Source organism: Actinoplanes aureus (assembly GCF_015704865.1).
GTDB lineage: Bacteria > Actinomycetota > Actinomycetes > Mycobacteriales > Micromonosporaceae > Actinoplanes > Actinoplanes aureus.
Window position 1 is genome coordinate 230,398 of sequence record NZ_JADQTO010000004.1, and the last position, 25,151, is coordinate 255,548.

The 25,151-nt window shown below is 70.0% G+C and carries 21 protein-coding genes, 1 tRNA gene and 1 pseudogene; 8 read left to right on the forward strand and 15 right to left on the reverse strand.

The window, feature by feature from the left end:
• Positions 1–19 precede the first annotated feature (19 nt).
• Complete coding sequence (locus tag I4J89_RS09860) at positions 20–3,007, forward strand: UPF0182 family membrane protein (RefSeq protein WP_196413569.1); 2,988 nt, start codon at positions 20–22, stop codon at positions 3,005–3,007.
• Positions 3,008–3,072: 65 nt separating this feature from the next.
• Positions 3,073–3,146: transfer RNA gene (locus I4J89_RS09865), tRNA-Met, on the forward strand.
• A gap of 319 nt (positions 3,147–3,465) precedes the next feature.
• Here the strand turns inward: I4J89_RS09865 and I4J89_RS09870 are convergent.
• The 3 genes from I4J89_RS09870 to I4J89_RS09880 form a co-directional block, all read right to left on the reverse strand.
• Entirely contained in the window at positions 3,466–3,642 is a 177-nt protein-coding gene (locus tag I4J89_RS09870; RefSeq protein ID WP_196413570.1) for a hypothetical protein, read from the reverse strand.
• Positions 3,643–3,696: 54 nt separating this feature from the next.
• A complete protein-coding gene (locus I4J89_RS09875) occupies positions 3,697–5,031 on the reverse strand; it encodes a lamin tail domain-containing protein (RefSeq protein ID WP_230858646.1) in 1,335 nt (444 codons plus the stop codon).
• 110 nt (positions 5,032–5,141) lie between these two features.
• Complete coding sequence (locus I4J89_RS09880; RefSeq protein ID WP_309238263.1) at positions 5,142–6,335, reverse strand: lamin tail domain-containing protein; 1,194 nt, start codon at positions 6,333–6,335, stop codon at positions 5,142–5,144.
• A gap of 470 nt (positions 6,336–6,805) precedes the next feature.
• Here I4J89_RS09880 and I4J89_RS09885 point away from each other — a divergent pair, with 470 nt between their 5' ends.
• Both I4J89_RS09885 and I4J89_RS09890 read left to right on the forward strand, forming a co-directional pair.
• A complete protein-coding gene (locus I4J89_RS09885; RefSeq protein ID WP_230858647.1) occupies positions 6,806–7,450 on the forward strand; it encodes a pentapeptide repeat-containing protein in 645 nt (214 codons plus the stop codon).
• 9 nt (positions 7,451–7,459) lie between these two features.
• A pseudogene (locus I4J89_RS09890) lies at positions 7,460–8,440 on the forward strand (TerC family protein); the annotation flags it as partial.
• A gap of 240 nt (positions 8,441–8,680) precedes the next feature.
• On the opposite strand, the gene I4J89_RS09895 reads toward I4J89_RS09890, so the two are convergent.
• Entirely contained in the window at positions 8,681–9,577 is an 897-nt protein-coding gene (locus tag I4J89_RS09895) for a translation initiation factor 2 (RefSeq protein ID WP_196413573.1), read from the reverse strand.
• Between the two features lie 160 nt (positions 9,578–9,737).
• Positions 9,738–10,589 (reverse strand): spermidine synthase, encoded by an 852-nt coding sequence (locus I4J89_RS09900; RefSeq protein WP_196413574.1) that lies wholly within the window; start codon positions 10,587–10,589, stop codon positions 9,738–9,740.
• 82 nt (positions 10,590–10,671) lie between these two features.
• Between I4J89_RS09900 and I4J89_RS09905 the strand changes: the two genes are divergently transcribed.
• Both I4J89_RS09905 and I4J89_RS09910 read left to right on the forward strand, forming a co-directional pair.
• Positions 10,672–12,213, forward strand: coding sequence for a DUF1800 domain-containing protein (locus tag I4J89_RS09905; protein WP_196413575.1), 1,542 nt, complete (start codon positions 10,672–10,674; stop codon positions 12,211–12,213).
• 5 nt (positions 12,214–12,218) lie between these two features.
• Positions 12,219–13,454: a DUF1501 domain-containing protein gene (locus I4J89_RS09910; RefSeq protein ID WP_196413576.1), complete on the forward strand. Its 1,236-nt coding sequence runs from the start codon at positions 12,219–12,221 to the stop codon at positions 13,452–13,454.
• 64 nt (positions 13,455–13,518) lie between these two features.
• Here the strand turns inward: I4J89_RS09910 and I4J89_RS09915 are convergent, their stop codons facing one another.
• The 3 genes from I4J89_RS09915 to malQ form a co-directional block, all read right to left on the reverse strand.
• Positions 13,519–13,776 carry a hypothetical protein gene (locus I4J89_RS09915; protein WP_196413577.1) on the reverse strand — a complete coding sequence of 86 codons (258 nt, stop codon included), beginning with the start codon at positions 13,774–13,776 and terminating at the stop codon, positions 13,519–13,521.
• Positions 13,777–13,869: 93 nt separating this feature from the next.
• On the reverse strand, positions 13,870–14,049 hold the full coding sequence (locus tag I4J89_RS09920; protein ID WP_196413578.1) for an antitoxin: 180 nt from the start codon (positions 14,047–14,049) through the stop codon (positions 13,870–13,872).
• A gap of 15 nt (positions 14,050–14,064) precedes the next feature.
• Positions 14,065–16,161 carry a 4-alpha-glucanotransferase gene (malQ, locus tag I4J89_RS09925; protein WP_196413579.1) on the reverse strand — a complete coding sequence of 699 codons (2,097 nt, stop codon included), beginning with the start codon at positions 16,159–16,161 and terminating at the stop codon, positions 14,065–14,067.
• 64 nt (positions 16,162–16,225) lie between these two features.
• Between malQ and I4J89_RS09930 the strand changes: the two genes are divergently transcribed.
• The gene (locus I4J89_RS09930; protein ID WP_196413580.1) at positions 16,226–16,471 is read left to right on the forward strand and encodes a hypothetical protein; all 246 of its coding nucleotides are present in this window, start codon (positions 16,226–16,228) and stop codon (positions 16,469–16,471) included.
• 24 nt (positions 16,472–16,495) lie between these two features.
• Complete coding sequence (locus I4J89_RS09935) at positions 16,496–17,731, forward strand: chitosanase (protein WP_196413581.1); 1,236 nt, start codon at positions 16,496–16,498, stop codon at positions 17,729–17,731.
• 21 nt (positions 17,732–17,752) lie between these two features.
• Here the strand turns inward: I4J89_RS09935 and I4J89_RS09940 are convergent, their stop codons facing one another.
• The 7 genes from I4J89_RS09940 to aroA form a co-directional block, all read right to left on the reverse strand.
• Positions 17,753–19,000 (reverse strand): glycoside hydrolase family 16 protein, encoded by a 1,248-nt coding sequence (locus I4J89_RS09940; protein ID WP_196413582.1) that lies wholly within the window; start codon positions 18,998–19,000, stop codon positions 17,753–17,755.
• A 106-nt stretch (positions 19,001–19,106) separates the two neighbouring features.
• Positions 19,107–19,853, reverse strand: a complete 747-nt coding sequence (locus tag I4J89_RS51445) for a family 16 glycosylhydrolase (RefSeq protein WP_196413583.1) — start codon at positions 19,851–19,853, stop codon at positions 19,107–19,109.
• Positions 19,854–19,937: 84 nt separating this feature from the next.
• Entirely contained in the window at positions 19,938–20,495 is a 558-nt protein-coding gene (locus I4J89_RS09950) for a DUF5709 domain-containing protein (RefSeq protein WP_196413584.1), read from the reverse strand.
• Between the two features lie 9 nt (positions 20,496–20,504).
• Positions 20,505–21,287, reverse strand: coding sequence for an ATP-binding protein (locus I4J89_RS09955; RefSeq protein ID WP_230858648.1), 783 nt, complete (start codon positions 21,285–21,287; stop codon positions 20,505–20,507).
• A 176-nt stretch (positions 21,288–21,463) separates the two neighbouring features.
• Entirely contained in the window at positions 21,464–22,264 is an 801-nt protein-coding gene (gene hisN / locus I4J89_RS09960) for a histidinol-phosphatase (protein WP_196413586.1), read from the reverse strand.
• Between the two features lie 290 nt (positions 22,265–22,554).
• Complete coding sequence (gene rsgA / locus I4J89_RS09965) at positions 22,555–23,625, reverse strand: ribosome small subunit-dependent GTPase A (RefSeq protein WP_196413880.1); 1,071 nt, start codon at positions 23,623–23,625, stop codon at positions 22,555–22,557.
• A gap of 2 nt (positions 23,626–23,627) precedes the next feature.
• A complete protein-coding gene (gene aroA, locus I4J89_RS09970) occupies positions 23,628–24,920 on the reverse strand; it encodes a 3-phosphoshikimate 1-carboxyvinyltransferase (RefSeq protein ID WP_196413881.1) in 1,293 nt (430 codons plus the stop codon).
• Positions 24,921–25,151 lie beyond the last annotated feature (231 nt).

Consider the following 25,151-nt stretch of genomic DNA (forward strand, 5'->3'; position numbering starts at 1 on the left):
ACGAAGTGTGGAGCCAACGTTGGTCATGCGTAACAGTCCTCTACCGAGGATGAGCCGGCGCGGTCGCGTGACCGTCGGCGTCCTGGTCGGGGTCTTTATTCTTTTCACTCTGCTCGGGTGGGGCATCGACGCCTACTCCGACTACCTGTGGTTCTCCGAGGTGGAGAAGACAAGCGTCTTCTCCGGCGTGCTGCTCACCAAGCTGACGTTGTTCGTGGTGATCGGCGCTCTGATGGCCCTGGTGGTGGGCGGGAACCTCTACCTGGCGTACCGGCTGCGACCGCTGCTGCGCCCACATTCGGCGGAACAGGCCACCCTGGAGCGCTACCGGATGATCCTGGCGCCCCGGCTGGGCACCTGGATCGCCGTGGTCAGCCTGATCATCGGCTTCTTCGCCGGCCTCTCCGCACAGGCCCGCTGGAACGACTGGATGCTGTTCCGCAACGGCGGTGACTTCGGCGTCACGGATCCGCAGTTCCAGGTCGACATCGGCTTCTACATCTTCGACTATCCGCTGCTGCGTTACCTGCTCGGCGTGGGCTTCACCGCGGTGGTGCTCTCGGTGCTCGGCTCGCTCGCGGTGCACTACATCTTCGGCGGCGTCCGCCTTCAGGGCGTCGGCGACCGGATGACCACCGCCGCCCGGGCCCACCTCACCTCGCTGGTGGCGCTCTTCGTCCTGCTCAAAGCCGTGGCGTACGTGCTGGATCGGCGCGCCCTGCTGCTTGAGCAGCACGTCTCCCCGGGGCTGTACGGTGCCGGCTACACCGACGTGAACGCGTTGCTGCCGGCCAAGGAGATCCTCGCCTACATCTCCGTGGTGGTGGCGATCGCGATCATCGTCTTCTCCAACGCGGTGATGCGAAACCTCGTCTGGCCCGGCGTCTCCCTCGCCCTGCTGGCCATCTCGGCCGTGGCGATCGGCGGCATCTACCCGCTGGCGGTGCAGAACTTCCAGGTGAAGCCGAGCCTGTTCGACAAGGAACAGGCCTACATACAGCGGTCCATCGAATCTACCCGGGACGCGTTCGGGCTGACGAACACCGAGGTCAGCCAGTATCGGGCGAGCAGCGGCAGTCCACCGGCGACCCTGGCCGCCGACACCAGCGCGCAGAACGTACGGCTGATCGACCCGCAGCTGGTCTCCCAGGCGTTCACCCAATCCCAGCAGTCCCGCGGCTTCTACGACTTCGGCGAGAAGCTCGACGTCGACCGGTACACGATCGACGGCAAGACGCAGGACTACGTGGTCGGTGCCCGTGAGATCAACGACGAGAAGCTCACCGCTCAGCAGCGCAACTGGCTGAACCGGCACACCGTCTACACCCACGGCTACGGCCTGGTGGCGGCGCCGGCCAACCAGGTGTGCGGCACCGGCCTGCCGTACTTCGTCTCCGGCTTCCTCGGCGCCGAGGCGCGGACCGGCAACAACTGTTCCGCGTCCACCGACCTGATCAAGGCCGATCAGCCGCGGATCTACTACGGCGAGCAGTCCAGCGAGTACGCGATCGTCGGACAGGAGGACTCGAACAAGAAGGTCGAGTTCGACCGGCCGCAGGAGCAGAACACCGATGCCTCGGAGCTCTACACGTACGACGGCAAGGGTGGCGTGCCGATCGGCTCGTTCTTCCGGCGCATGGTCTTCGCGATCAAGAACACCGAGAGCAACTTCCTGCTGTCCGACGCGGTCAACGGCGACTCCCGGCTGATGTACACCCGGACCCCGCGTGAGCGCGTGGAGAAGGTCGCGCCGTTCCTCACCATCGACGGCGACCCGTACCCGGCCGTGGTCGACGGGCGGATCACCTGGATCCTGGACGGCTACACCACGGCGCGGACCTACCCGTACGCCCAGAAGATCAACCTGGCCACCGAGACCCGGGACGAACTGACCGGCCAGGGCTCGTTCGCGCTGGCCCGCGACGACGTCAACTACATGCGCAACTCGGTGAAGGCGACCGTGGACGCGTACGACGGGACGGTCACGCTCTACGAGTTCGACGATCAGGACCCGGTCCTCAAGGCCTGGAACAAGGCGTTCGGCGGCGACCTCGTGGTGCCCAAGGCGCAGATCCCGACCGATCTCGCGGCGCACTTCCGCTACCCGGCCGACCTGTTCAAGGTCCAGCGCAACCTGCTGACCAAGTTCCACGTCAGCGACCCGCGGACGTTCTTCTCCGGCGACGACTTCTGGCAGGTGCCGAACGCGCCGGACTCGCCGCAGGCCGGTGTCAAGCAGCCGCCGTTCTACCTGAACGTCAAGCTGCCCGAGCAGGAGGAGAACCGCTTCCAGCTCACCTCGGGTGTCACACCGGCCAACCGGGAGAACATGGCCGCCCTGATCTCCGCGTCGTACGTCGACGGCCAGCCCAAGATCGAAGTGCTTGAGCTACCCGACGACACGGTGGTACCCGGCCCGGTCCAGGTGCACCAGCGGATGGTCAACAACTACAACATCTCGCAACAGCTGGCGCTGCTCACCCGCGGCGGGCAGGCATCCGTCCTCTACGGCAACCTCATCTCGCTGCCGCTGGGCGAGGACATCCTCTACGTGGAACCCGTCTACGTGAAGAGCAGCCAGGCCAACGCGGCGCCACTGCTGCAACGCGTGCTGGTCTCCTACGGCGACGGGGGCACCTACGTGGTGCTCGAGGACAGCCTGACCGATGCGCTCAAGGCCCTCGCCGAGCTGGGCAAGACAGCCGGCACGCCGAGCCCCGGTAACACCGGTACCCCGGGTAACACGCCGACGACGCCGACACCGAACGTGCCGCCCGGCACGATCAGCCCCGAACTGTCCCAGGCCGCGGCGGACGTGGACAAGGCCATCGAAGACCTCCGGGCCGCTCAGATCGCCGGAGACTTCGCCAAACAGGGAGAGGCGCTGAAGGCCCTGGACGAGGCGATGTCCCGCTTCCAGAGCGCACAGAACGCGGTAGCCGGCACCACGCCGGCCAGCCCCGCACCGTCCGGAGCACCAAGCCCCGCCCCGTCCGCGGGCGGCTGAACCTAGGCGTGCTCCGGGGGCGTTTTGCAGCCCCCGGAGCACGTGCGCTACTGTTACCAAGCCGACGCGGGGTGGAGCAGCTCGGTAGCTCGCTGGGCTCATAACCCAGAGGTCGCAGGTTCAAATCCTGTCCCCGCTACGAGGTTCTGGGGCCCCCTGTTCGCGGAAAGCGCGAACTGGGGGCCCTCTTCGCATTCCTTCCCCGGGGCCGAGCCCCGGACCCCACGTTGCGGCGGTTGCGGTGGGTGCGTTTCTTGCGCTTCTTTTTTGGTACGGGGTGGGTTGTTCTGCCGGATTTGGATCGTTGTCTGGCTACGCCGCGGTCTCATCTGTGGGGCTGCTTCAGCGCGGGCGCCGGGGCGGGGTGGGTGGGAACGGCCCACAGGCGCCTCGCACCCCACGGGCCGGTGTGGTGCTTCGCTCCAGAGGGCCGTTTCTGATCAGCAATTAGGGCTGGGTCAGCAGGTGGTGTGGCCCCTGCCGGGGGTGGTCCAGCGGCAGGTGTCGATCGGGTTGTTGGTGGTCGTGCGCAGGGTTGCGGTGTCGCCGGTGTTGCCCCACACGTGGTTGGACCTGTTCGTCGGCTTCGGGGCCGGCGTGGTGGGTGTCGGCGCTTCGTTACCGCGGCGAGACATGGAACTGCCCTCCGGAAACGGGTTCCGGAGGGCAGTTCTAGGTGTGGCTGACGATCAGCAGGCGCTCCAGCCCTTACCGGGCTTGGTCCAGCGGCAGGTGTCGATCGTCTTGTTGGCGGGGGTCCGCAGGGTCGCGGTGTCGCCGCCGTTGTTCCAGACGTGCTTGGTCTTGCCCCAGTACCGGACGGTGGACTTGTTGGTGCCCTTGCCGGTGTGGACGATCACGCTCTTGCCGGCGCCCAGGTTGTAGGTGCTGGTGAAGCGGTAGAGGTTGCCGGCCCGGTCACGGACCGTCCAGCCCTTCAGGTTGATCGTCTTGTTGGTCTTGTTGGTGAGCTTGTAGTACTCGCCATTGATGCTCTTGTTCTTGCGGGTGTCCTTGCCCGGAGCGTTGAACTGGATCCGGGTGAACTGGACCGAGCCCACCGCCGGGCCGGCCGGCGCGGCCGGCGGCTTGGTGGGCGTGGCCGGCGGCTTGGTGGGGGTGACCGGCGGCTTGCTCGTGCTCGGGCTGGGGCTCGGGCTGCTCGAGCTCGGGCTCGGGTTCGGGTTGTCGACCGGGCCGCCGTCCGGATCCGCGATGGTCGGGTTCGGCACCGGGTTGCTGCCGGAGGGAGCCGTGCTGTCGGTGGCCGGGGAGCCGGCGACCGTCACCCGGACGTTGTTCGAGTAGTTCGCGATGATCAGGTTCGTCGCGCTGGCGAAATCGGCCTTCTCGTCGGCCGTGCCCCCGTCGGTGAAGTTGCCGACGTACGCGCGGAAGGTGTGGGCACCCGCAGGCAGGCCGGTGAGTACGTCACCCCAGCCCGCGGCGGCGCCTTCACCGCTGGTGGCTCCGGTGCCGGCCTGGACCCACGCCGTGCCGTTGTAGCGCTGGATGATGACGGGGAAGCCCGCCTGGCCCGGGTTGACGTTGACCTGGAAGCTGACCGCACCGGCCCCGTTGGGCTCAGCCGAAAGCCCCGCCTGCACCCGCACGGCGGCATACCGGCGGTTCGAGAACCCGTCCTTGGTGCCCACCATCATGATGTGCCCCGAGTCCATGGGCCGGGTGATGCTCCAGCGGCCGGAGGCGTTCGACGTGGTGGTCACCGCCGGCCACGTGTTCGGCCCGGTCTGCGCCTTGCTGTAGTCGGGTGCCGGCGTGTTCTTCAGCTGGTCGACGGTGTACTTGCTGGCCCAGTTGTAGGCGTCCTCATAGAGGGTGACCTCGGTGTTGGGGGCGGCGGTGCCGCTCAGGACCACCGGGTCGTCGGTGTTGAAGCCGTTCGCCACCGGGACCTTGTCGAACGTCGGGGCGTCGGCGGCGAACGCCGGCGTGGGCGCCATCAGCACCGCTGCGGTGATCACACCGAAGGCGGCGCTGGCGCCGAAGAGACGGTTTTGCATCTAGTGGTTCCTTTTCGAGGGGCGGCTCGCCGCCGGCTGCGAGAGACGGAACTGCCCTCCGGGGTACGAATCCCAGAGGGCGGTTCCAGATGATGCGGTGATTCAGGCGATCAGCAGGTGGTGTAGCCCTTGCCGGGCTTGGTCCAGCGGCAGGTGTCGATCGTCTTGTTGGCGGGGGTCCGCAGGGTCGCGGTGTCGCCGCCGTTGTTCCAGACGTGCTTGGTCTTGCCCCAGTACCGGTTGGTGCGCACGTTGCTGCCCTTGCCGGTACGGACGATCGTGCTGTTGCCGGCCGCCAGGTAGTAGTTGCTGGTGAACCGGTAGAGGTTGCCGGCCCGGTCACGGATCGTCCAACCGAAGAGGTTGATGACCTTCTTGGTCTTGTTGGTGATCCGGAAGTACTCGCCGTTGATGCTCTTGTTCGTCTTGCGGTCCGCGCCCGGAGCGTTGTACTGGATCCGGGTGAACTGGACCGAACCGACGGCCGGAGCGGCAGGCACCGTCGGCACGGTCGGCTTCGGCGTCGGCGTGGTGGGCTTCGGCGTCGGCGAGGTCGGCGTCGTCGGCTTGCTGGGGCTCGGGCTGGGCGACGTGGGAGTGCCCCCACCGGTGCCGGCGACCGTGACGTTGTCCGTGAACGTGTTCGCCTCGATCAAGTTTTCCTCGGAGGCGTAAGCCGGCTTTCCGGCCTCGGCCACAACCGCGCGGTAGGTCTGCTGACCCGCCGGCTGACCGGTGGCCGTGCCCTGGAACTCCGCGTCCTTGTCACCGTCATCGCCTTCGGGCAGGACATCGGATTCCTTGCCCTTGGGTCCGTCGGTGTAGCCCGAGGCGACCTCTACCCAGCTGCTGCCGTTCTGCCGCTCGATCTTGACCGGGAACCACGGCTGGTCCGGGCTGGCGTGGTACCGGTAGCTGATGGCGTTGGCAGCGGTCGACGTGACCTCGAGGGTCCCGCCGACCTTCATCGGCGCCGTCACGATCGGCGAGTACTCGTCCTCGGCCTCGACGGCCCAGACGAAACCCGAGTCCATGTCGCGGGAGATCGTCCAGTTGCCGCTCGCGTCCGCCGTGACCGTGACCGGGTGGTCGTACTCGTCCGCCACGGGAAGGTCGGCGCCCGTCTTGGCGTCACCGCGCCAGATGTACGCACGCTCGTGCAGCGTAACCGGCTTGTTCGGCGTCGCCTTGCCGGTGAGCTGCACGGTGGCGAAGCCGGTGGGGACGGTGGGCTTGTTGAAAGTCGGCACGTCGGCCGCGAAGGCGGGAGTCGTCCCCGTCAGGCCCGTGCCGGCGATGAGCACACCCAAAGCGGTTCCTACGCCGAAAATCGTTTTCGGTCGTGTCTGCATGTGTAGTGGTCCTCCGTCGTGGGGCAGTGCTGAAGGTGCCCGCGCCAGGATCGAACGGTGACGCTATCGAGGATTTACCTTCATGGTCATCGTTCCAACAGACCGGGACCTTACCTGCTGGTCCGGCTTTGCGCGGCCCCTGCGGCCGGTAAGTGATCGAACTTGCACGCGGAAATGGCTTTACGGACGATGTCGGTAAGGTGTTTGACGCGCGCGGGTCCGCTGATATCGGCGAAATCGGTCAGCACACCGATTCTGCCCGAACCACTGCGACCCGGGCGCTCAGTTCTACGGAAACGGATGAGATGACTCGCCTGGCTGCCGATTGTGCTCGCTGCGCCGCGCTCTGTTGCGTAGCTCCGGCCTTTGCCAAATCCTCCGATTTCGCCATTGACAAGCCCGCTGGGCGCCCCTGTCGCAATTTGAACGACGACTTTCGATGCGATATTCACGAGGAGCTGCCCCGCCGTGGCTTCCGCGGGTGTGTGGTCTTCGACTGCTTCGGCGCCGGCCAGCGGATCACTCAGGAGACGTTCGGCGGGCGGGACTGGCGATCCGCGCCGGAGCTGGCCGGTGACATGTTCGCCGTGCTGCCGGTGATGCGGCAGCTGCACGAGCTGATGTGGTACCTCACCGAGGCGCTGGCACTGGACGAGGCGCGGCGCCTGCATCCCGAACTGCGTGCCGCGTTGACCGAGACGGACGGGCTCGCGGCCGGCACTCCCGCGGAATTGCGGGTACTCGACGTGCACGCGTACCGGGGCAGGGTTAATCCGTTGTTGCGGCGCGCGAGTGAGATGGTGCGCGCCAAGGCCGGCGGCCGCCGGCCGGACCACAGTGGAGCTCAGCTGATCGGCCGCCGCATGCGCGGCGCCGATCTGCGTGGCGCGAGTTTCCGCGGTGCCGTGCTGATCGGCGCCGACCTGCGCGGTGCGGACCTGCGGCGGGCCGACTTCACCGGCGCGGACCTGCGCGGCGCCGATCTGCGCGAGGCCGATCTGCGGGGTGCGCTATTTCTCACCGCCGCCCAGCTGCGCTCCGCGGTGACGGGCGCCGATCACCCCTAGGATGTACGGATGCAGCAGGTATCCGGTGTGGTGTGGGTCCTGACGGTTCTGGGCATTGTCGGTCTCCTGCTTTTCGACTTCTTCTTCCACGTCCGGCGTGCCCATGTGCCCAAGCTCCGTGAGGCCGCACTGTGGACGTCGCTCTACGTCTCCATCGCGATCCTGTTCGGTGTCGGCGTCTGGGTGTTCGGCGGCTCCACCATGGGCGCGGAGTATTTCGCCGGATACGTCACCGAGGAGGCGCTCTCGGTCGACAACCTCTTCGTCTTCCTGCTGCTGATGAGCAGTTTCAAGGTGCCGCGCGCGGACCAGCAGAAGGTGCTGCTCTTCGGCATCGTGGTGTCGCTGCTGGCCCGGACCGGTTTCATCCTGGTCGGCGCGGCCCTGATCAATTCATTCGCATGGATCTTCTATCTCTTCGGGCTGATCCTGCTGATCACCGCGGGCAACCTGCTGCGGGAGAAACACGACGAAGAGGGCGAGCCGCCGAACAACTTCATCATCCGGCTGGCCCGGCGGTTCCTGCACACCTCGGACAAGTACGACGGGGACAAGCTGTTCACCTACCAGGACGGCCGCCGGGTGCTGACCCCGATGCTGCTGGTCATGGTGGCGATCGGCGGCACCGACATCCTGTTCGCGCTGGACTCCATCCCGGCGATCTTCGGGTTGACCCAGAACGTCTACCTGGTCTTCACCGCCACCGCCTTCTCCCTGCTCGGGCTCCGGCAGCTCTACTTCCTGATCGACGGCCTGCTGGACCGGCTGGTCTACCTGTCCTACGGGTTGGCGGCCATCCTCGCCCTGATCGGCGTGAAGCTGGTGCTGCACGCGCTGCACGAGAACAACGTGCCGTTCATCAACAGCGGCGATCCGGTCCACGTCACCGAGATCCCCACCGTGGTCTCGCTCGCGATCATCATCGGCGTCCTCGTGATCACCGTGGTCGCTTCGCTGCTCAGTCCGAAGGGCCGCGCCCGGACGTACGTCTCGAACGCCCGCCGGCATGCCAACGAGTTCCTCGACATCGAGACCGACCCGGCGTATTGCGACGAGATCTTCCACCGGCTGCTGATCGAGGAGGAGAACCTGCGGCAGCTGCCCGAGCGGTACCGGGCTCGCATCCGCCAGCAGGACGAGCTGATGGACCTGCTGCGCCGGGCACACCAGGTGCACGACGAACGGGTCGCCGACGGGCGGTGTTTCGCTCCGTCGACGACCTGACTGGGGTCAGCGGCGCGGGCCGGACTCCCCGTCGAGGTACGCGGAGAGGTTGGTGCTCCGGCCCGGGACGTCGTCCGAGGCGTCGGAGATCAGGCTGGCGACCCGGGCGGCCAGGCTCGCCGCGCGGGAGGCCAGGTCCGGCTCGGCGTACCGGCTGTCCTGCTCGGCTCGGATGGCCTGTTCGGCGCGGATCGCGTCGGCGGCCAGGCCGGGACGCTCGGGGTAGGCGCGGCTGCCGGAAATCGGCGTCCCGGAGACCGGAGCCGAGGAGACCGGCTGCTCGGTGTGGACCGGCTCCGGGTACGCGGGCTGCGCGGCGTACTCCGGCTCAGGGGCGGGCACCGGCACAGCGCCGAGCATCGTCACCGTCTGGCCCTCGCCGCCCTGGTAGTTGCTGAACTCCGGCCCGATCACCAGGCGGGACAGCATCCGGGCCTGCACGGCCGGCACGCCGATCTCGTCGGCGTTGTCCACCCGGAACCGGGCGATCGCCTGGCGGATCACGTTGGCGAGCCGGTCCGCGTCGCCGACCTTCGTCACATCGCCGCCGGCGAAGACCAGTGCCGGGAAGCTGCCCTCCGGGCCGGTGCAGACCAGCTGGATCTGGGTGACCGTGGCGTTGCGGCCGGTTTCCCGGTTTCCCGGCTGGACCCGAAGATGCTGCGGCCAGAGCCAGAACAGCTCGCCGTTACTCAGTGTTGTGGCGCTTGCGTGCGCGAACCGCACCCGGCGGTCCGTGACGAGGACGTCGGTCTCCTCCGGCAGCGTCCAGCGCGGCAACGAGGACGCCTTGTCGAACCCGTACTCCGCGACGGCGCAGCGGCCTCGCCAGAGCACTCGCTCGCCACTGTCGAGCGGTCCGAGGTCGGTGCCCGTCGCCGACAGGAAGTGCTGGTGGAACATGGTTGCCTTCCCCGTGCTCGCCGCGATCGGTAAACACGCGGCCGGAACGATTACAGCGGGTCGCGGGCGGTGTCGCCAGTCACCCGATGCGAATCACACTGTAACTTCCGAAATCGACATCCGGTGGTGACCGTCGCCGCACCATCGGCCGACCCATCCCTCACTTTCGGTTACTGAACAATCCTTCCGGCGGTAGCGGGGAGGCGATCGCCGTCGCGTCCGGTACGGGTGCGGCGCCCCCCGTGAAGCGGTCGAGATCCGTCTCGACCCGCCCGGGGAACCAGTCCCCGGCGGCGCGCCGGGTCAGCTCCGCGATCGGCGGCGGGGTACGCCCGGCGAGCACCACGAGATTGCCGAACCGGCGGCCGCGCAGCACTCCGGCGTCGGCGATCACACAGGCCTCGGGCAGCGCGGCGCGGATCGTGGCGACCTGGCTGCGGGCGTGCCGCAGGGGCGGACCGTCGGCCACGTTGGCGATCAGCCATCCGGCCGGGTCCAGGACCCGGGCCACCTCCTGCAGGAATTCGGCGGAGGCCAGGTGGGCCGGGGTACGCGCGCCGGCGAAAACGTCCAGGACCACCACGTCGTACCCGCTGTCCCGCATGCCCTCGACGGCCGCGCGGGCGTCGGATACGCGTACCCGGATATTGGCACCGGCCGGAAGCGGCAGTGCCTGCCGGACCAGTTCCACCAGCGGCCCGTCGATCTCCACCACCCGCTGCGGCGAGCCTGGCCGCGTCGCGGCCAGGTAGCGCGGCAGCGTCAGCGCGCCGCCGCCCAGATGAAGGGCGCGCAGCGGCCGCCCGGCGGGCGCCGCCAGGTCGATCGCCGCGGCCATCCGGCGGATGTACTCGAACTGCAGATAGGTCGGGTCGGCGAGGTCGACGTGCGACTGCGGCGCACCGTCCAGCAGCAGCGTCCAGGCGGTGTCCCGGTCCGGGTCGGGGACCAGCTCCGCGACGCCCGAAGCGACCGTCTCCACCCGCCGCCGGGTCGTCCTGCGCTGTGCCATCCGGCCAGTATCCAGGGAGCAGCTCGGTTGCACGCCGCAGGGAACCCAGCGATCACACCGCAAAGTTCCGACGTATCGGAGCGTGAGCGCTTTCGAGCAGACGTTGACCCGGCGCACGGTGCTGGGCGGGGTGGCAGCCGCGGGCGCGGCGGTCACCCTGGCCGGTACACCCGCGGCCGCGGCTGCGGCCCCCGCCTCCTTCCTCCCCGCCGACCCGCTGCTGCACCTGCTGCGCCGGGCCACCTTCGGGCCGAGCCCCGCGTCGATTGCCGAGATCCGCAGGCTGGGTGCGAAGGCCTGGCTGGACCGCCAGCTGAACCCGTCGGCCATCCCCGACAAGGTCGTCGACGGGCTGCTGACCCGGCTGCCGCTGAGCGGGCTGGGTATCACCGACATCCGGGCTCAGGTGTCCGCCGGCAAGCTCAAGCAGTACAGCTGGGACCCGATGTGGCAGCTCGCCTTCGCCGCGGCCGGCCGGGCGATCTGGAGCGAGCGGCAGCTGTTCGAGGTGATGGTCGACTTCTGGAGCAACCACCTCAACGTCACCTGCCCGTACGGCGACGTCTGGGACAGCCGCGTCGACTACGACCGCAACGTGATCCGCAAGTACGCCCTCGGCAGCTTCGCCGACCTGCTCAAGGCCTCGGCCCGGCACCCGGCGATGCTGACCTACCTGGACAACCGGTACTCCACGAAGGCCGCGCCGAACGAGAACTACGGACGTGAGCTGCTGGAACTGCACACGGTCGGTCTCGCGTACACCGAGTCGGACGTGCTCGGCGCCGCCCGCCTGCTCACCGGCCTGACCGTGGATCACGCCACCGGGAAGTACCGGTACGACGCCGCTGGCCACGCCACCGGGGCGATCCGGGTGCTCTCGTTCCAGCACGCCAACGCCACCGCCGCGGGCGGTGAGGCGGCCGCGCTGGCGTTGCTCGACTACCTGGCCCTGCACCCGGTCACGGCCCGCCGGATCGTCACGAAGCTCTGCGTCCGGTTCGTCGCCGACGAACCCCCGGCCGGTCTGATCACCGCGCTGGTCAAGGTCTACCTGGACAACAAGTCGGCGATCGTGCCCGTGCTGCGGGCCCTGTTCACGTCGGCCGAGTTCGCGGCCTCGATCGGGGCCAAGACCCGGACGCCGCTGGAGGATCTGGCCGCGACCGTGCGCACGCTCGGCTACGGCCCGGCGACCAGCGGAACCAAGTTCCTGGAGAGCCTGTACTGGATGTGCCGGGACGCCGGGCACGCGCCGCTGTTCTGGGGGCCGCCGAACGGCTATCCGGACGTGGCGAGCGCGTGGGCGTCCCCGTCCGGACTGCTGGTGCGGTGGAACTTCCACCTCTCCATCGCGGCCGGGTGGTGGCCGGACACGCTGGTCAGGCCGGCGTCGCTGGCGACCGGGATGGTGGGAGTGCTGCCGGCCACGTACGGCGCGCTCATCGCGGCGGTGGGCACCCGGCTGCTCGGCGTGGCGCCGACCGCCCAGCAGACCGCCGCGCTGGCCGCCTTCTACGGAAAGACGCCGGCGTCACCGCTGAAGCCGAACGACCCCGCCGTGGGCTGGATGTTCCCGTACCTGATGGGGATGCTGCTGAACTCCCCGTCCTTCGCGCTGAGGTGACTGCGATGACCACACACACCTGTACGTCGCGGCGCCACCTGCTGGCCGCCGGCCTGGCCGGAGCCGGGCTCGCCGCGGCCGGGCTCGACACCAGCCTGGCGTTCGCCGCCGAGCCCGGGTACGCCGGCGACGTACTGGTGCTGCTCTCGCTGCGGGGCGGGTTCGACGGGCTTTCCGCCGTGGTGCCCGCCGGTGACGCCGCCTATTACTCGGCTCGGCCCGGGATCGCCGTACCGAAGTCCCAGCTGATCGGCGGGGACTCGTTCTTCGGGCTGCACCCGGCGCTCGCGCCGCTGCTGCCGTACTGGACCGGCGGGCAGCTCGCCGCGGTGCACGCGGCCGGCCAGCCGGCGCCGAACCGGTCGCACTTCTCGGCGATGGAGGAGCTGGAGCGGGCGGCGCCGGGCACCTCGCTGCGTACCGGCTGGTTGAACCGGATGCTCGGCACGCTCGGCTCGACCGACCCGTTCCACGCGATCGCGATGGGAACGGCCCGGCCGGCCCGGGTGCTCGCCGGCCCGGCGCCGTACCTCGGACTGACCTCGGTCGACGACCTTCAGCTCACCGGTGAGCAGGCCGATCGGCCGATCGCCGCCACGATGGCGGCGCTCTACGCCGGCGCGCCGGTCGCGCTGTCGGCGAACGCGACGCAGTTGACCGGGGCGCTCTCCCGCGGGACGCGGCTGCGAACGGCGGGGTACGCGCCCGCGAACGGAGCGGTCTATCCGGGCACCGAGCTCGGCGGAGCGCTGCGCGACGTGGCCCGGCTGATCAAGTCGGACGTCGGGCTGATGAGCGCGACGGTCGACTCGGGCGACTGGGACATGCACGAGAATCTCGGTACGGCGGTACCCGGCCGGCGGATGTACGACCAGCTCAAGGCGCTCGCCTCGGCCCTGGCCGCGTTCGCCGCCGATCTGGGCCCGGACGGCCTGCGCCGGGTCACGCTGATCACCATCAGCGAGTTCGGCCGGCGGGTGACGCAGAACGGCTCCGGCGGCCTGGACCACGGCTACGGCAACGCCATGTTCGTGCTGGGCGGCAACGTCCGGGGCGGCAAGGTGTACGGCCGCTGGCCCGGCCTGACCACCGCCCAGTTGCGCGACGGCGACCTCGCGGTGACCACCGATTACCGTGCGGTGATCGGCGAGATCCTCCGAGCCCGCTGTGGCGTCGGCGACCTGACCGGCGTTTTTCCGGGGATCTCCGCGTCGTCGCTGGGACTCGTCACCGCACGCTGAACATGGCTATATTCGGCAAAAGTGCCATACGGTTCACAAAGCGCGTTCCACACTGAAAACCATGTCAAGCAACGTGCTGGCCGAGATCATCGGTGGACAGCGGCGACCGCTGGGTCCGCCGCCGGTCCTGGAGATGCCCGCCATCCTCGAGGCCGCCCGCCAGAGCGCGGGCGCGCCTCTGCAGATCCGGCGGCACACCTCGGAGGAGGGCGCGCCGTTCTGGCGGTGGGACTGCGGTGGTTGCGGTGAGTACGGCGGTGGCCGGCACCACGAGGACGCCGTAGCCCGGGCGCTGCGGCACTGCCGGGAACACCCGGACCATCGATCGTCCTTGCTCCCGCCGGTTCGCTGCCGGCGGCCGGACACCTACCTGCCGCTGCACCCCATGCTGTACGCCGTGGACGACGACCCGCCGCTACTGCTGGGTGTCGCCCGCCCCGGTGCGCTTCTGAGCCTCGTCGACGCCTTGGTCGATCTTGTCCGAGTACTTGTCGCCGGTCCGCTGGTCGACCTGGTCGCCGGCCTTGTCCAGCCCCTGGTCGACCTGCTCGTCGTGCTTGTCCGCGAATTCCTTCGCCTCATCCATGAAGCCCATCCGTGCACTCTCCTCTCAAACCCGGGTGTCGCCGTTGCCGGTGCGCTTCTGGGCCTCGTCGACGCCTCGATCGATCTGAGCCGTGTGCTTGTGGCCGGTTCGCCGGTCCACCACGTCACCGATCTTCTCCAGGGCGACGTCGACCTTGTCGTCGTGCTTGTCGGCGAGCGCTTTCGCCTTGTCCAGGAAGCCCATGTCGTTGCGGTTACCCAGAATTCCGGCAACCTTGCGGAAAAGCCGGTCCGAAGTCACGTCGGCCAGGTCGGGGCCGAGCGGGATTCGCCAGTTCGGGTATTCGTCGAAGGTGCCCGGAAGGTTCGGCTGCCGGCGTTCCAGCAGGACGTCGTGCAGGGACGCGGTGATCAGGCGGCACGGCGTACGGGCCAGGAACCGGTGCATGGCCACCACGGTCTCCTCGGTCGTCGCCTCCTCGGCCAGCAGCCCCTCGGCGCGCAGCCGGTCGAGCAACTGGTCCCGGTCCTTCGCCCAGTTCGCCCGTTCCTGCTCCACCGGGCCGACCAGCTGTCCCAGCTCGGCGCGGACCGCCACCTGCTCACCGGCCAGGAAACCCGCCGCGGTCGGCAGGTCATGGGTGGAGATGCTGGCCAGGGCGTTGCGCGGGTAGCCGGCGGCGGGCCGGTAGCCGCCGTCGTCGTCACGGGTGAACCAGAGCACGGCCGAACCGAGCATGTTCATCCGCTCCAGGCCCTCGGTCACCACCGGCAGGACCGTGCCCAGGTCCTCACCGATCACCACGGCTCCCGCCCGGTGCGCCTCCAGCGCCAGGATGCCGAGCATCGCCTCCGGGTCGTAGTGGACGTACGTACCCGCGGCGGGGCCCATCCCGGCGGGCACCCACCACAGCCGCCAGAGCCCGGCCACGTGGTCCACCCGCAGTCCCCGGGCGTGCCGGAAGATCCGCCGCAGCATGTCCCGGTACGCCGCGTACCCGGTCTCGACGAGCCGGTCCGGCCGCCACGCCACGCCGCCCCACTCCTGCCCGAGCTGGTTGAACGCGTCCGGCGGCGCGCCGGTACGGGCCTGCATCGCCAGCACGTCCTGAAGAAGCCAGCCGTCCGCGCCGGACGGGTCGACCGCGACCGCCAGGTCGTGCACGATGCCGACCGACATGTCCCGGGCGGCGTCGGCGGCCGCGTCGAACTGCTCCTCGAGCAGTTGCTGGAGCCAGGCGTGGAAGGCGACCCGGTCGCTGCGGTAGGCGCGGACCGCGGGGGAGTCCGGCCGGCGCAGCTCCTCCGGCCACTCCCGCCAGTTCGGGCCGTGCTCCTCGGCCAGCGCGCAGAACCGGGCGAAGTCCGCCAGTCCCGGGTCGCTCTCCAGGTCGATCGGGCCGGCGAGGGGCCAGAGCAGCTCCAGCGCGGCGAGCTTGGCCGCCCACACCGCGTCGTAGTCGATCAGCCCGTCCGCGGGAGCCGCCGGCCGCAGCGCGTCCACCCGGGCCCGCAGGTCCGGATCGGCCCGCCGGTACGCCCCGGTGTCCGCCACCCGCAGGTAGAGCGGATTCGCGAAGCGCCGGCTCGACGGCGAGTACGGCGAGGCCGGCACCGGCAGAGTCGGCGTGACGGCGTGCAGCGGGTTGAGCAGCACCACGTCCGCGTCCCCGCACTCGGCCACGAAGGTGCGCAGGTCACCCAGGTCGCCCATGCCCCAGGACCCGGCCGAGTGCAGCGTGTAGAGCTGCAACATCCAGCCCCACGCCTCCGGCGGTTCGGGCAGCTCGGTCGGTACGACGACCAGGGTGACCTCCTGATCCGCCACCCGCAGCCGGTGCCAGCCGAGCGGGAGGTCGGCGGGGAGCCGGTCCACCGACAGCGTGCCGCCCTCCTCGAGAGTGATCTCGCCGCGGGCGGGCAGCGGCCCGGTGCTCCCGGCGCGCAGCACGACCGTCCCGGGCAGGCGTTGTCCCTGGTCACGGCGGCGGGCTGCGGCGAGCGACTCGCGGACCGCCGCCGGGGTTGTCGCGTCCACGCCGAGCATGCCGAGCACGCCGATCACCGACTCCGCGGCCACCGGGGTGCGCTTCCGGCGCCAGTTCTCGTACCACGTGGCCACTCCATGCGCCTCGGCCAGCGCCTCGAGATCCGGGTTCATGGTTGTTCCTTCCGTTCGGTAACGACTGTCTTACCCGTTGCGCGGATGGGTCAGCATGGAAACCATGGCTGACGTGGTGAAGTGGTGGTCCCGACTGGCCGCCGTGCTGACCGGCACGGTGATGGCACTGGTGATCCCGGCGCACGCCTGGGCGGCGAGCAACGGCGTGGCGGAGATCGCGGTGGAGGCGGCGCGGCGGCGCTCCCGCGGGCTCGGGTTCGGGGTCTTCGGCCTGCTCTGCTGCGTGGGTGTGATTGCCCTGGTCGTATTGGCGATAGTGTTGATTTCCCGGAACCGTAAGCGTCGCTGAGGGGCACCGCCCTAGCGTGGGAGCATGCGTTCCTTCGCGCTGGGCAGTGGAATCGTGGCGGTGCTCTGCGTCCCGCTGGCCGTCTCGGTGGCCGCCAACGCGTCTCCCGATGTGCTGCTGTCGCTGCGGCGGCCGGTGCTCGCCTCGTCCACCGCGAGCGTCGCCTGGGCCGCCTCCGGGATCACCGACGCCCACCAGGACACCCGGTGGGCCAGCGCGAGCGGGCCCGGCACGCAGTGGATCCAGATCGATCTCGGTGCCGCCCAGGAGGTGCGCCGGGTGCGGCTGTCCTGGGCCGGGGCGTACGCGAAGGCGTACCGGATCCAGCTCTCGGACAACGGTTCGGTCTGGACCGACCTCTACCGGACGGCGTCCGGCGACGGCGGCACCGACGACGTCCGCAACCTCCAGGGCACCGGGCGCTACCTCCGGATCCTGGCCACTCAGCGAGGCGCGACCGGCGGCTACTCGCTGTGGGACGTGCGGGCGTACGGGCCGGGTTCGGCGGCGCCGGTGACCGAGTCGTCCCGGGCGGCCGGCGTCGAAGTGCCCGCGGTCGCCGCGGATCTGACCGCCGCCGCCAAGAAGGACATCGCGCTGAAGCTGGTCTCCAGCGCGGAGAACTCGACGCTCGACTGGCGCGGGCAGTACGGGTACATCGAGGATCTGGACGACGGACGCGGCTACACCGGCGGCATCGCCGGGTTCTGCTCCGGCACCTCGGACATGCTGGCGGTGGTGACCGAGTACACCAAGCGCAAGCCGGAGAACGGGCTGGCCGGCTACCTGCCCGCGCTGCGCGCGGTGGACGGCACCGACTCGCATCGGGGCCTGGACCCCGGCTTCCCGCGCGCTTGGCAGGCCGCCGCCGGCGATGCGGTTTTCCAGAAAGTGCAGGAGGACGTACGGGACCGGATGTACTTCCGGCCGGCGGTACGGCTGGCCGAGGCGGACGGACTCCGGGCGCTCGGTCAGTTCGCCTACTACGACGCGGCGGTGATGCACGGCGTCGACGGGCTGCGTGAGATCCGGGAGAGGGCGGTGGCCGGGCAGCGGACCCCGGCGCAGGGCGGCGACGAGATCGGCTATCTGTCCGCGTTCCTCGACGCCCGGCGTGCGGAGATGCGTACCGAGCCGGCGCACCGGGACACCACCCGGGTGGACACCGCGCAGCGGACCTTCCTGCGTGCCGGCAACCTGGACCTGGCCACCCCGCTCACCTGGCGGGTCTACGGAGACCGGTACACCGTCAGCCGGTGACCGGTCTCCGCATCGCCTGAATCAGGCCCTTGTCCACTTCTGGTTGGCGGTGCCGCCGCAGTCCCAGAGCTGGAGCCGGGCACCGTTGGTGTTGTTCCACTCCGCGATGTCGACGCACCGGTTGGACGAGACGTTCACCAGGTCACCGGCCGCCGACAGGGTGAACCGCTGCACCGGGTTGCCGTTGCAGGTGACCAGCTGGATCGGGGTGCCGTTGGCCAGCGCGCCTCCGGCCGGGTCCATGCACTTGCCCAGGGCCCGCAGGGTGCCGTCGCTGTTGAAGGTCCACTTCTGGGCGCCACTGCCGTTGCAGTCCCACATCTGCAGACGCGCGCCGTCGACCGCGTTGCCACCCGGGATGTCGATGCAGCGGCCGTTGAAGTTGCTCTTCAGCGCGGTGCCGGTGGCCGGCGGCGGGGTGGTGCCCTCGTTCCAGGCCGAGACGCGTACGTAGTCGACGAGCATGGTCTGCGGGAACGAGGTGGAGGCGTCCGGGCTGCCCGGCCAGTTACCGCCGACCGCCACGTTCAGGATCATGAAGAACGGGTGGTCGAACACCCACTGCCGGCCGCCGAGCGAGGCCGGGGTGACCCGGAAGTACTCGGAGCCGTCCAGGTACCAGATGATCAGGTTCGGGGACCACTCCACGGCGTACTGGTGGAAGGCGTCACCGAGCGGGGCGCTCAGGGTCCGGCTGCCGCCGATCGCGCTGCCGCCGGAGTAACCGGGGCCGTGAATGGTGCCGTAGAGCTTGTTCGGCTCCTTGCCGACGTTCTCCATGATGTCGATCTCGCCGGACTGCGGCCAGCCGACGCTGCCCAGGTTGTCGCCGAGCATCCAGAACGCCGGCCAGATGCCCTGGCCCTTCGGCACCTTGATGCTGGCCTCGAACCGGCCGTAGCGCTGGGTGAACTTGCCGGAGGTCAGGATCCGGCCCGAGGTGTACTGGCACGTGCCGTACCAGCACTGGTAGTTGGCCGGGTTCTCCCTGCGAGCGGTGATCGCGAGGTGACCCTGGCCGTCCTGCCGGACGTTGTTCGTGGAGTTGGTGTAGTACTGCAGCTCGCTGTTGCCGAAGCCGCCACCGCCGACGTCGAAGTTCCACTTCGAGCCGTCCACCGACGTTCCGGCGGCGCCGTTGAACTCGTCGGACCAGGTGACCGGGCCGATCGCGGCTTCCGCGGTGTCACCGCTGGAGGCGACGGTCAGTGCCCCGGCCAGGGTGAGTGCGACTGTGGCCGCGCCGAGCAGGAGTCGTAACTTGCGCATGGGGATCCTCCGGGGGAGAGGGAACCGTTACTTCAAACAGTCTTTAAAGTTCGACTGTCATCGGTCAATGGAGACGGGTTCCGGAACCGCCGGATAACGGAGATCCTCAAACTTTTCGGAAGAGTGCCGGCACCAGGGTCGGCTGCCAGCCGGGCAGCGAGGTGTGCAACTCCCGTACGCGGTAGATGTCGCCCTCGAAGCGGACGTACTTGCCGGGCCGGTAGAGGGTGCGGGCCTTCCAGGTGGTGGCTTTGACGGTGACCCGGACCGAGACGCGTACGTAGTCGACCAGCATGGTCGCCGGGTTGAACCCGCCGGCAGCCGTGTTCAGGCTCACCAGCAACGGACGGCCGGAGCCGGCCGGCGTGAAGCGCAGAACCTGGCGGCCGTCGACCGACCAGACCAGCGAGGTGGGCGTCCAGTCGATCACGTACGTGTGGAAGTCGTCGCTGTCCACCCGGTCGTCGGCCAGCACCTCCACCTTGCCGGCCGGAAGCCCGCCGTCCTGGTTCAGGACCCCCAGAGCGCGCCAGGCGCCGCCGACCCGGTTCATCCGGATCCGCGCCTCGGCCCGCCCGTACGCCTGCCCGAAGGACTTCTGCGTCCGCAGCACGGTGCCCAGGGCGAGCTGACCGTCACCCGTCAACTGGGCGCGTCCCGGATCGCCGGCCCATTTCGCCCCGTCCGGCGCGCCACCGCGGGCCCCGTCGAAGTCGTCGCTGAGCGCCGAACGGCTCACCGTGTCGGCCGCCCGGGCCGGGGCGCCCCGGTCGGCGACCAAGGCCGTCGACGTGACCCCGGAGACGAACACTGCGGCCGCGAGCAGCGGCCGCAGCAGGCGCGCGCTTTTCACCGACAGACTCCCACCCTTGATCACGCGCTGCACTTTGCGCAGGTACGAGGGCTCAGGGCAAGAGCCGATGCCAAATCTTTAGGTTCAGTCGTAGTCGGGCGCGCGGGTCTCGTGCATGGCCAGCTCCTCGGCGCTGGCGCCGCCGCCGGCCGCACCCGCGTCGTAGGCCACGCTGTCGGGCTCCTCATCGATGCCCGAACCCTCGTCCGGGGCGACCAGCCGGCCGACCGCGCGAGGATTCTCCTCGTCCAGCTGCCCGTCGTCGTAGAGGGAGATCGGGGAGTGCGGGTCCGACGTCGGCCCGGGCTCCCAGACGTCCCGGTCGAACTGCCGCTGCTCCGAGTCGTCCAACGTCTCGTCCAACGGGTCGCGCCGCGCCGGCATTTCGTCCTCGGCGCCGAAGTCCGGTCGCTCCTGCCGCAGGCGGCGCTCCAGGCCCTCGCCCTGGCGCTGCTCCTCGGCGGTGTCACCGAAGCGGTTCGACCCGCCCGGACCCACCCCGGCGAGCGCGGCCGGGTCCGGCCCGTCGCTCCACCGAGGGCTGTTCACCTCGTCGTACGCCGTGGAGTCGTCGTCGGCGGTGTCCGGGAGCCCGGAGGCCTCCGGGTCGCTGACCTCGGTGGGGTAGTCGTTGTCTCGCATGCCCGCAATCTACCCACGGGTGGGGTCGGTCATACCGGCATCGTCGCGTTGTAGGTCTTTGGTCCGCGGAATCTCCGAGTCCGCCTCCAGTCGCGCCCACACCACCTTGCCGTCGGCCAGGGCGAGATGGCCCCAGCGGGTGGCCACCGAATCGATCAGGAGGAGGCCGCGTCCGCCGTACGACGTGGGTGCGACCTGGCCGGTGAACCGGGGGATCTTGGCCGAACCGTCGCGGACCGCCACGCTCATCGTGTCGCCGTGCAGAGCGAGCAGAACCCGCATCGGCGTACGGGCGTGGGCCACCACGTTGTTGACCATCTCGGTCGCCACGATGCACGCGTTGCCGGCCAGGTCGGGCTGCTCCCACCGGCCGCACGCCTCGGTGATGACCTCGCGGGAACGGCGGGCCGCGCCCACCACCGGCTCGAGATCAACGCTGACCCGGCGATCGGTCTCCGGCTCGCCGAGAGCCGCGAAGGCCCCGGCCGGGTCGGGCCACACCGGCCAGCCGCTCGGCTGCCAGGGCAGGGCGTCGGCCGGACCGCAGAGCGCGAGGTGACTGCCCGGCCAGTCCCGGGTCTGATCGAGAACCTCACGCAGCACCGAGATCGCGTCCGACTGCGCCACTCGCAGACCGGTGACGTCGACGACGATCGCCTCGGGCTGGGTCGCCAGCAGGTCGAGAAGTGCCGTGCGGACCGGCGTAGCGGTGTCCGCGTCGAGCACCCCGGTCAGCCGGACCAGAGGATAGGTCTGGCCGCGGTCCACCAGGTGACGAACCTCGCTTGGCATGATCGCTCCATTGTGCATAACGCGTCCCCTCCTCGCATTTCGGCGCGTGTGAGGATCGGTCGCCGCGGTCACCACCAAGTGGGCATAAATCCATTTATCGGGTCATAGGCCCCCGGCGGGCATGTGAGAAGTACCCCGCTCGGGTGGTCTCATGCCATAAGTCCGCGCTTGCCTGATCAGGATCGCCGGGCCAGCGCCGCGAGGACGCTCTCGTGGAGCAGGCCATTGGTCCCCACCACCGAGGTCTTGTCCCCGGTAGGCCGCCCGTCCAGGTCGGTGATCTTGCCGCCGGCCTCGGTCACGATCGGGATCAGCGCCGCCATGTCCCAGAGCGAGAGCTCCGGCTCGGCCATCGCGTCCAAGGCGCCCTCGGCGAGCAGCATGTACCCGTAGAAGTCGCCGTACGCCCGGCTCCGCCACACCCCGAGCAGGATGTCCAGCATCTGGTCCAGGCGGCCGATGTCAGCCCACCCGTTCAGGCTGGCGTAGCAGAAACTCGCGTCGGCCAGACTCCGCACCGACGACACGCTGATCCTGGTCGCGGCGTGCTGGTGCTTGCCCGCGTACGCACCCAGCCCGCGCGCCGCCCACCAGCGCCGGCCCAGCGCCGGCGCGGAGACCAGGCCCACCACCGGGGTATCGCCCTCCATCAACGCGATCAACGTGGCCCAGATCGGCACCCCGCGGACGAAATTCTTGGTCCCGTCGATCGGATCGATCACCCAGTACCGGCTGCCCGGCCCCGCCGCCGCGACCGACCGGCCGAACTCCTCACCCAGCACACCGTCCCGCGGCCGCGCCCGGGCCAGCGTCGCACGCACCGCCTTCTCCACCGCGGTGTCGGCGTCGGAGACCGGGGTCAGATCCGGCTTGGCCTCGACACGCAGATCCAGCGCGCGAAACCGGGCCGTCGAAATGGCGTCAGCCGTGTCGGCGAGCAGATGGGCAAGCGCGAGATCGTCCGAATATCCGGCCATGCCGAAAACCTACAGTGCTGTGCTTGCTTGCCTTCGCTGCCGCTCGGCGGCTGTGCTTGCTGGCCTTCGCTGCCGCTCGGCGGCTGTGCTTGCTGGCCTTCGCTGCCGCTCGGCGGGGCATCGCGCCCTTTGGCGTCCGTGTCGAGGCCACCGAAAACGACTACGGCTGCGCCTTGCCGTTTTCGGCGGCCTCGACACGGACGGGCGCGATGCGTGGTGGTCTGGCTTAGGGCGTCGGCCTTGGTTGGTGGTGCGGCTGCGCGGGTGGGTGCGGCGGTGCGGTGGTTTGGCTAGGCGGGTGGGTGTTCGTCGGCGGGGTGGTCTCGTTGGTCCAGGTCGCCGGCGCGGGAGCTGAGCAAGCGGCGGTACGACGCCAGGCGGCGTGGGTCGGCGTGGCCGCCGGCTATCCAGGCGTCGAGACGGCACTCGGCGTCGGCGGCGGTGTGGCCGCAGTTGGGCTGGTCCTCGAGAGTGCCCTCGACCAGGTCGGGGAAGCCGTGCAGCAGGCTCTCGGCGCTCACGTGGGCCAGACCGAAACTGCGGATCCCGGGCGTATCGATGATCCAGCCCGGGTCCTTGCGTGACTTGCCGACCACTGGGAGGCGCAACGCCACCGCGCTGGTCGATGTGTGCCGCCCTTTGCCGACCGCGCTCACCGCGCCGACGGCGCGCAAGGCGTCCGGCACCAGGCGGTTCACCAGGGTCGACTTGCCGACGCCGGAATGGCCCACCATCACCGAGAGCCGGCCGGCCAGCCGCTTGCGGACGTCGTCCAGGTCGCTGCCCGGGCGCACCAGGACGTACGGCAGGTCGAGCTCGGCGTAGTAGTCCAGCACCTGCTCCGGACCGGCCAGGTCGGCTTTCGTCAGGCAGAGCAGCGGCTCGACGCCCGCGTCGTACGCCGCCACCAGGCAGCGGTCGATGAACCCGGTCCGCGGCGGCGGGTCGGCCAGCGCGCTCACGATCACGAGCTGGTCCGCGTTCGCCACCACCACCCGCTCCAGGCGGCCCTCGGGCGTGGTGTCGTCGTCATCCGCGGTCCGGCGCAGCACTGACGTGCGCTCACCGATGCGCACGATCCGGGCCAGCGCTCCGGGCGCCCCCGAGATGTCGCCGACAAGCGCCACCCGGTCGCCCACCACCACCGACTTGCGACCCAGCTCGCGGGCGCGCATCGCGGTGATCAACTCGGTGTCGATGGTGTCCTCGCGCACGCACCCGTACCGGCCGCGGTCGACCGTGATCACCAGGGCGTCGATCGCGTCGTCGTGTTTCGGCCGCGTCCGGGTACGCGGGCGCGACGATCGGCCCGGCCGGATCCGGACGTCGTCCTCGTCGTACTCCCGCTTACGGCCTGGCAGATCTAGCTCCTCGCCACGAGTCCCGCCCAGAGTTCGGGGAACTCGGGCAACGTCTTCGACGTACAACCTACGTCGGCGAGGTTGATGCCCGGTACGGCGAGGCCGATAACCGCCGCCGCGTGTGCCATCCGATGGTCGGCATAGGTCTCGAAGGTGGTGCCGTGCAGCGGCCGCGGCACGATCCGCAGGCCGTCCGGGAACTCGGTCACCTCGGCGCCGGCCTTGCTCAGCTCGGTGGCGAGCGCGCTGATCCGATCGGTCTCGTGCCCGCGGATGTGCGCGACCCCGCGCAGCTCGGAGGGGCCTTCGGCGAGGACGGCCAGCGCGGAGATCACCGGAGTGAGCTCACTGACCTCGGAGAGGTCGGCGGTGATGCCGCGCAGGGTGCCGGTGCCCCGCACGGTCAGGCCCTCGCCGGATCGGGTGACCTCGGCGCCCAGGCCGGTGAAGAGCTCGGTCAGCCGGTCGACCGGCTGCCAGCTGTCGGCCGGCCAGCCGGCCAGCGTGACCGAGCCGCCGGTGACCGCCGCGGCGGCGAAGAACGGCGCCGCCCCGGAGAGGTCCGGCTCGATCGTCCAGGTCCGCCCCTGAAGCGCGCCCGGCTCGACGGTCCACACATCCGGCACGCTCTCGTCCACCACCGCGCCGGCGGCGCGCAGCATGTGCGTGGTCATCCGCAGGTGCGGCGCGGACGGCACCGGTGGACCCTCGTGGCGCAGAACCAGGCCCTTGGCGAACCGGGGAGCGGACAGCAGCAGGCCGGAGACGAACTGGCTGGACCCGGAGGCGTCGATGACCGCCTCGCCGCCCTCCACCAGGCCCCCGCCGCGCACGGTGAGCGGCAGGCCGCCGGTGGACGAGGCCTCGATCGTCACGCCGAGCGAGCGCAGCGCCTCGACGATCGGCCGCAGCGGCCGGTTGCGGGCGTGCGGGTCACCGTCGAACTCGACCGTGCCCTCGGCCAGCGCGGCGGCCGGTGGCAGGAACCGCATGATCGTGCCGGCCAGCCCCACGTCGATCCGGGCCGGGCCACGCAGCGGGCCTGGCTCCACGGTCCAGCGGTCGTCCGCGCCGGTGTCGACGCCGACACCGAGCGCCCGCAGGCCGGCGGACATCAGCACGGTGTCGCGGGCCCGCAGCGGGGCCTCGATCACCGACGGCCCGTCGGCCAGCGCGGCGAGCACCAGCGCCCGCGCCGTCATCGATTTCGAGCCGGGCAGCCGCACGGTTGCCGTGACCGGACCGGAAGCGGGCGGAGCGAGCCAGGGGCGAGGTTCAGCAGTCACGATCGCCATTCTGCCGTCGCGCACCGACATTTCCGGGTGGTGTTCCCGGCCCCCGGGACAATCCCGGCAGATGCGCCCCCTACGGCTGACCCGCATCTCGTCGCCGCGCCCACGCTGCCCGGTCACGCCGCCCCAGCCAGGCACCGCGGCCGCCAGCGATGCTGCGCAGCTTGCCGGTGGGGCGGCCTGCGGGTAGTGGGGCTGCGGGTGGTGCGGCGGAGTCGCGGCTGCGGTTGCCGG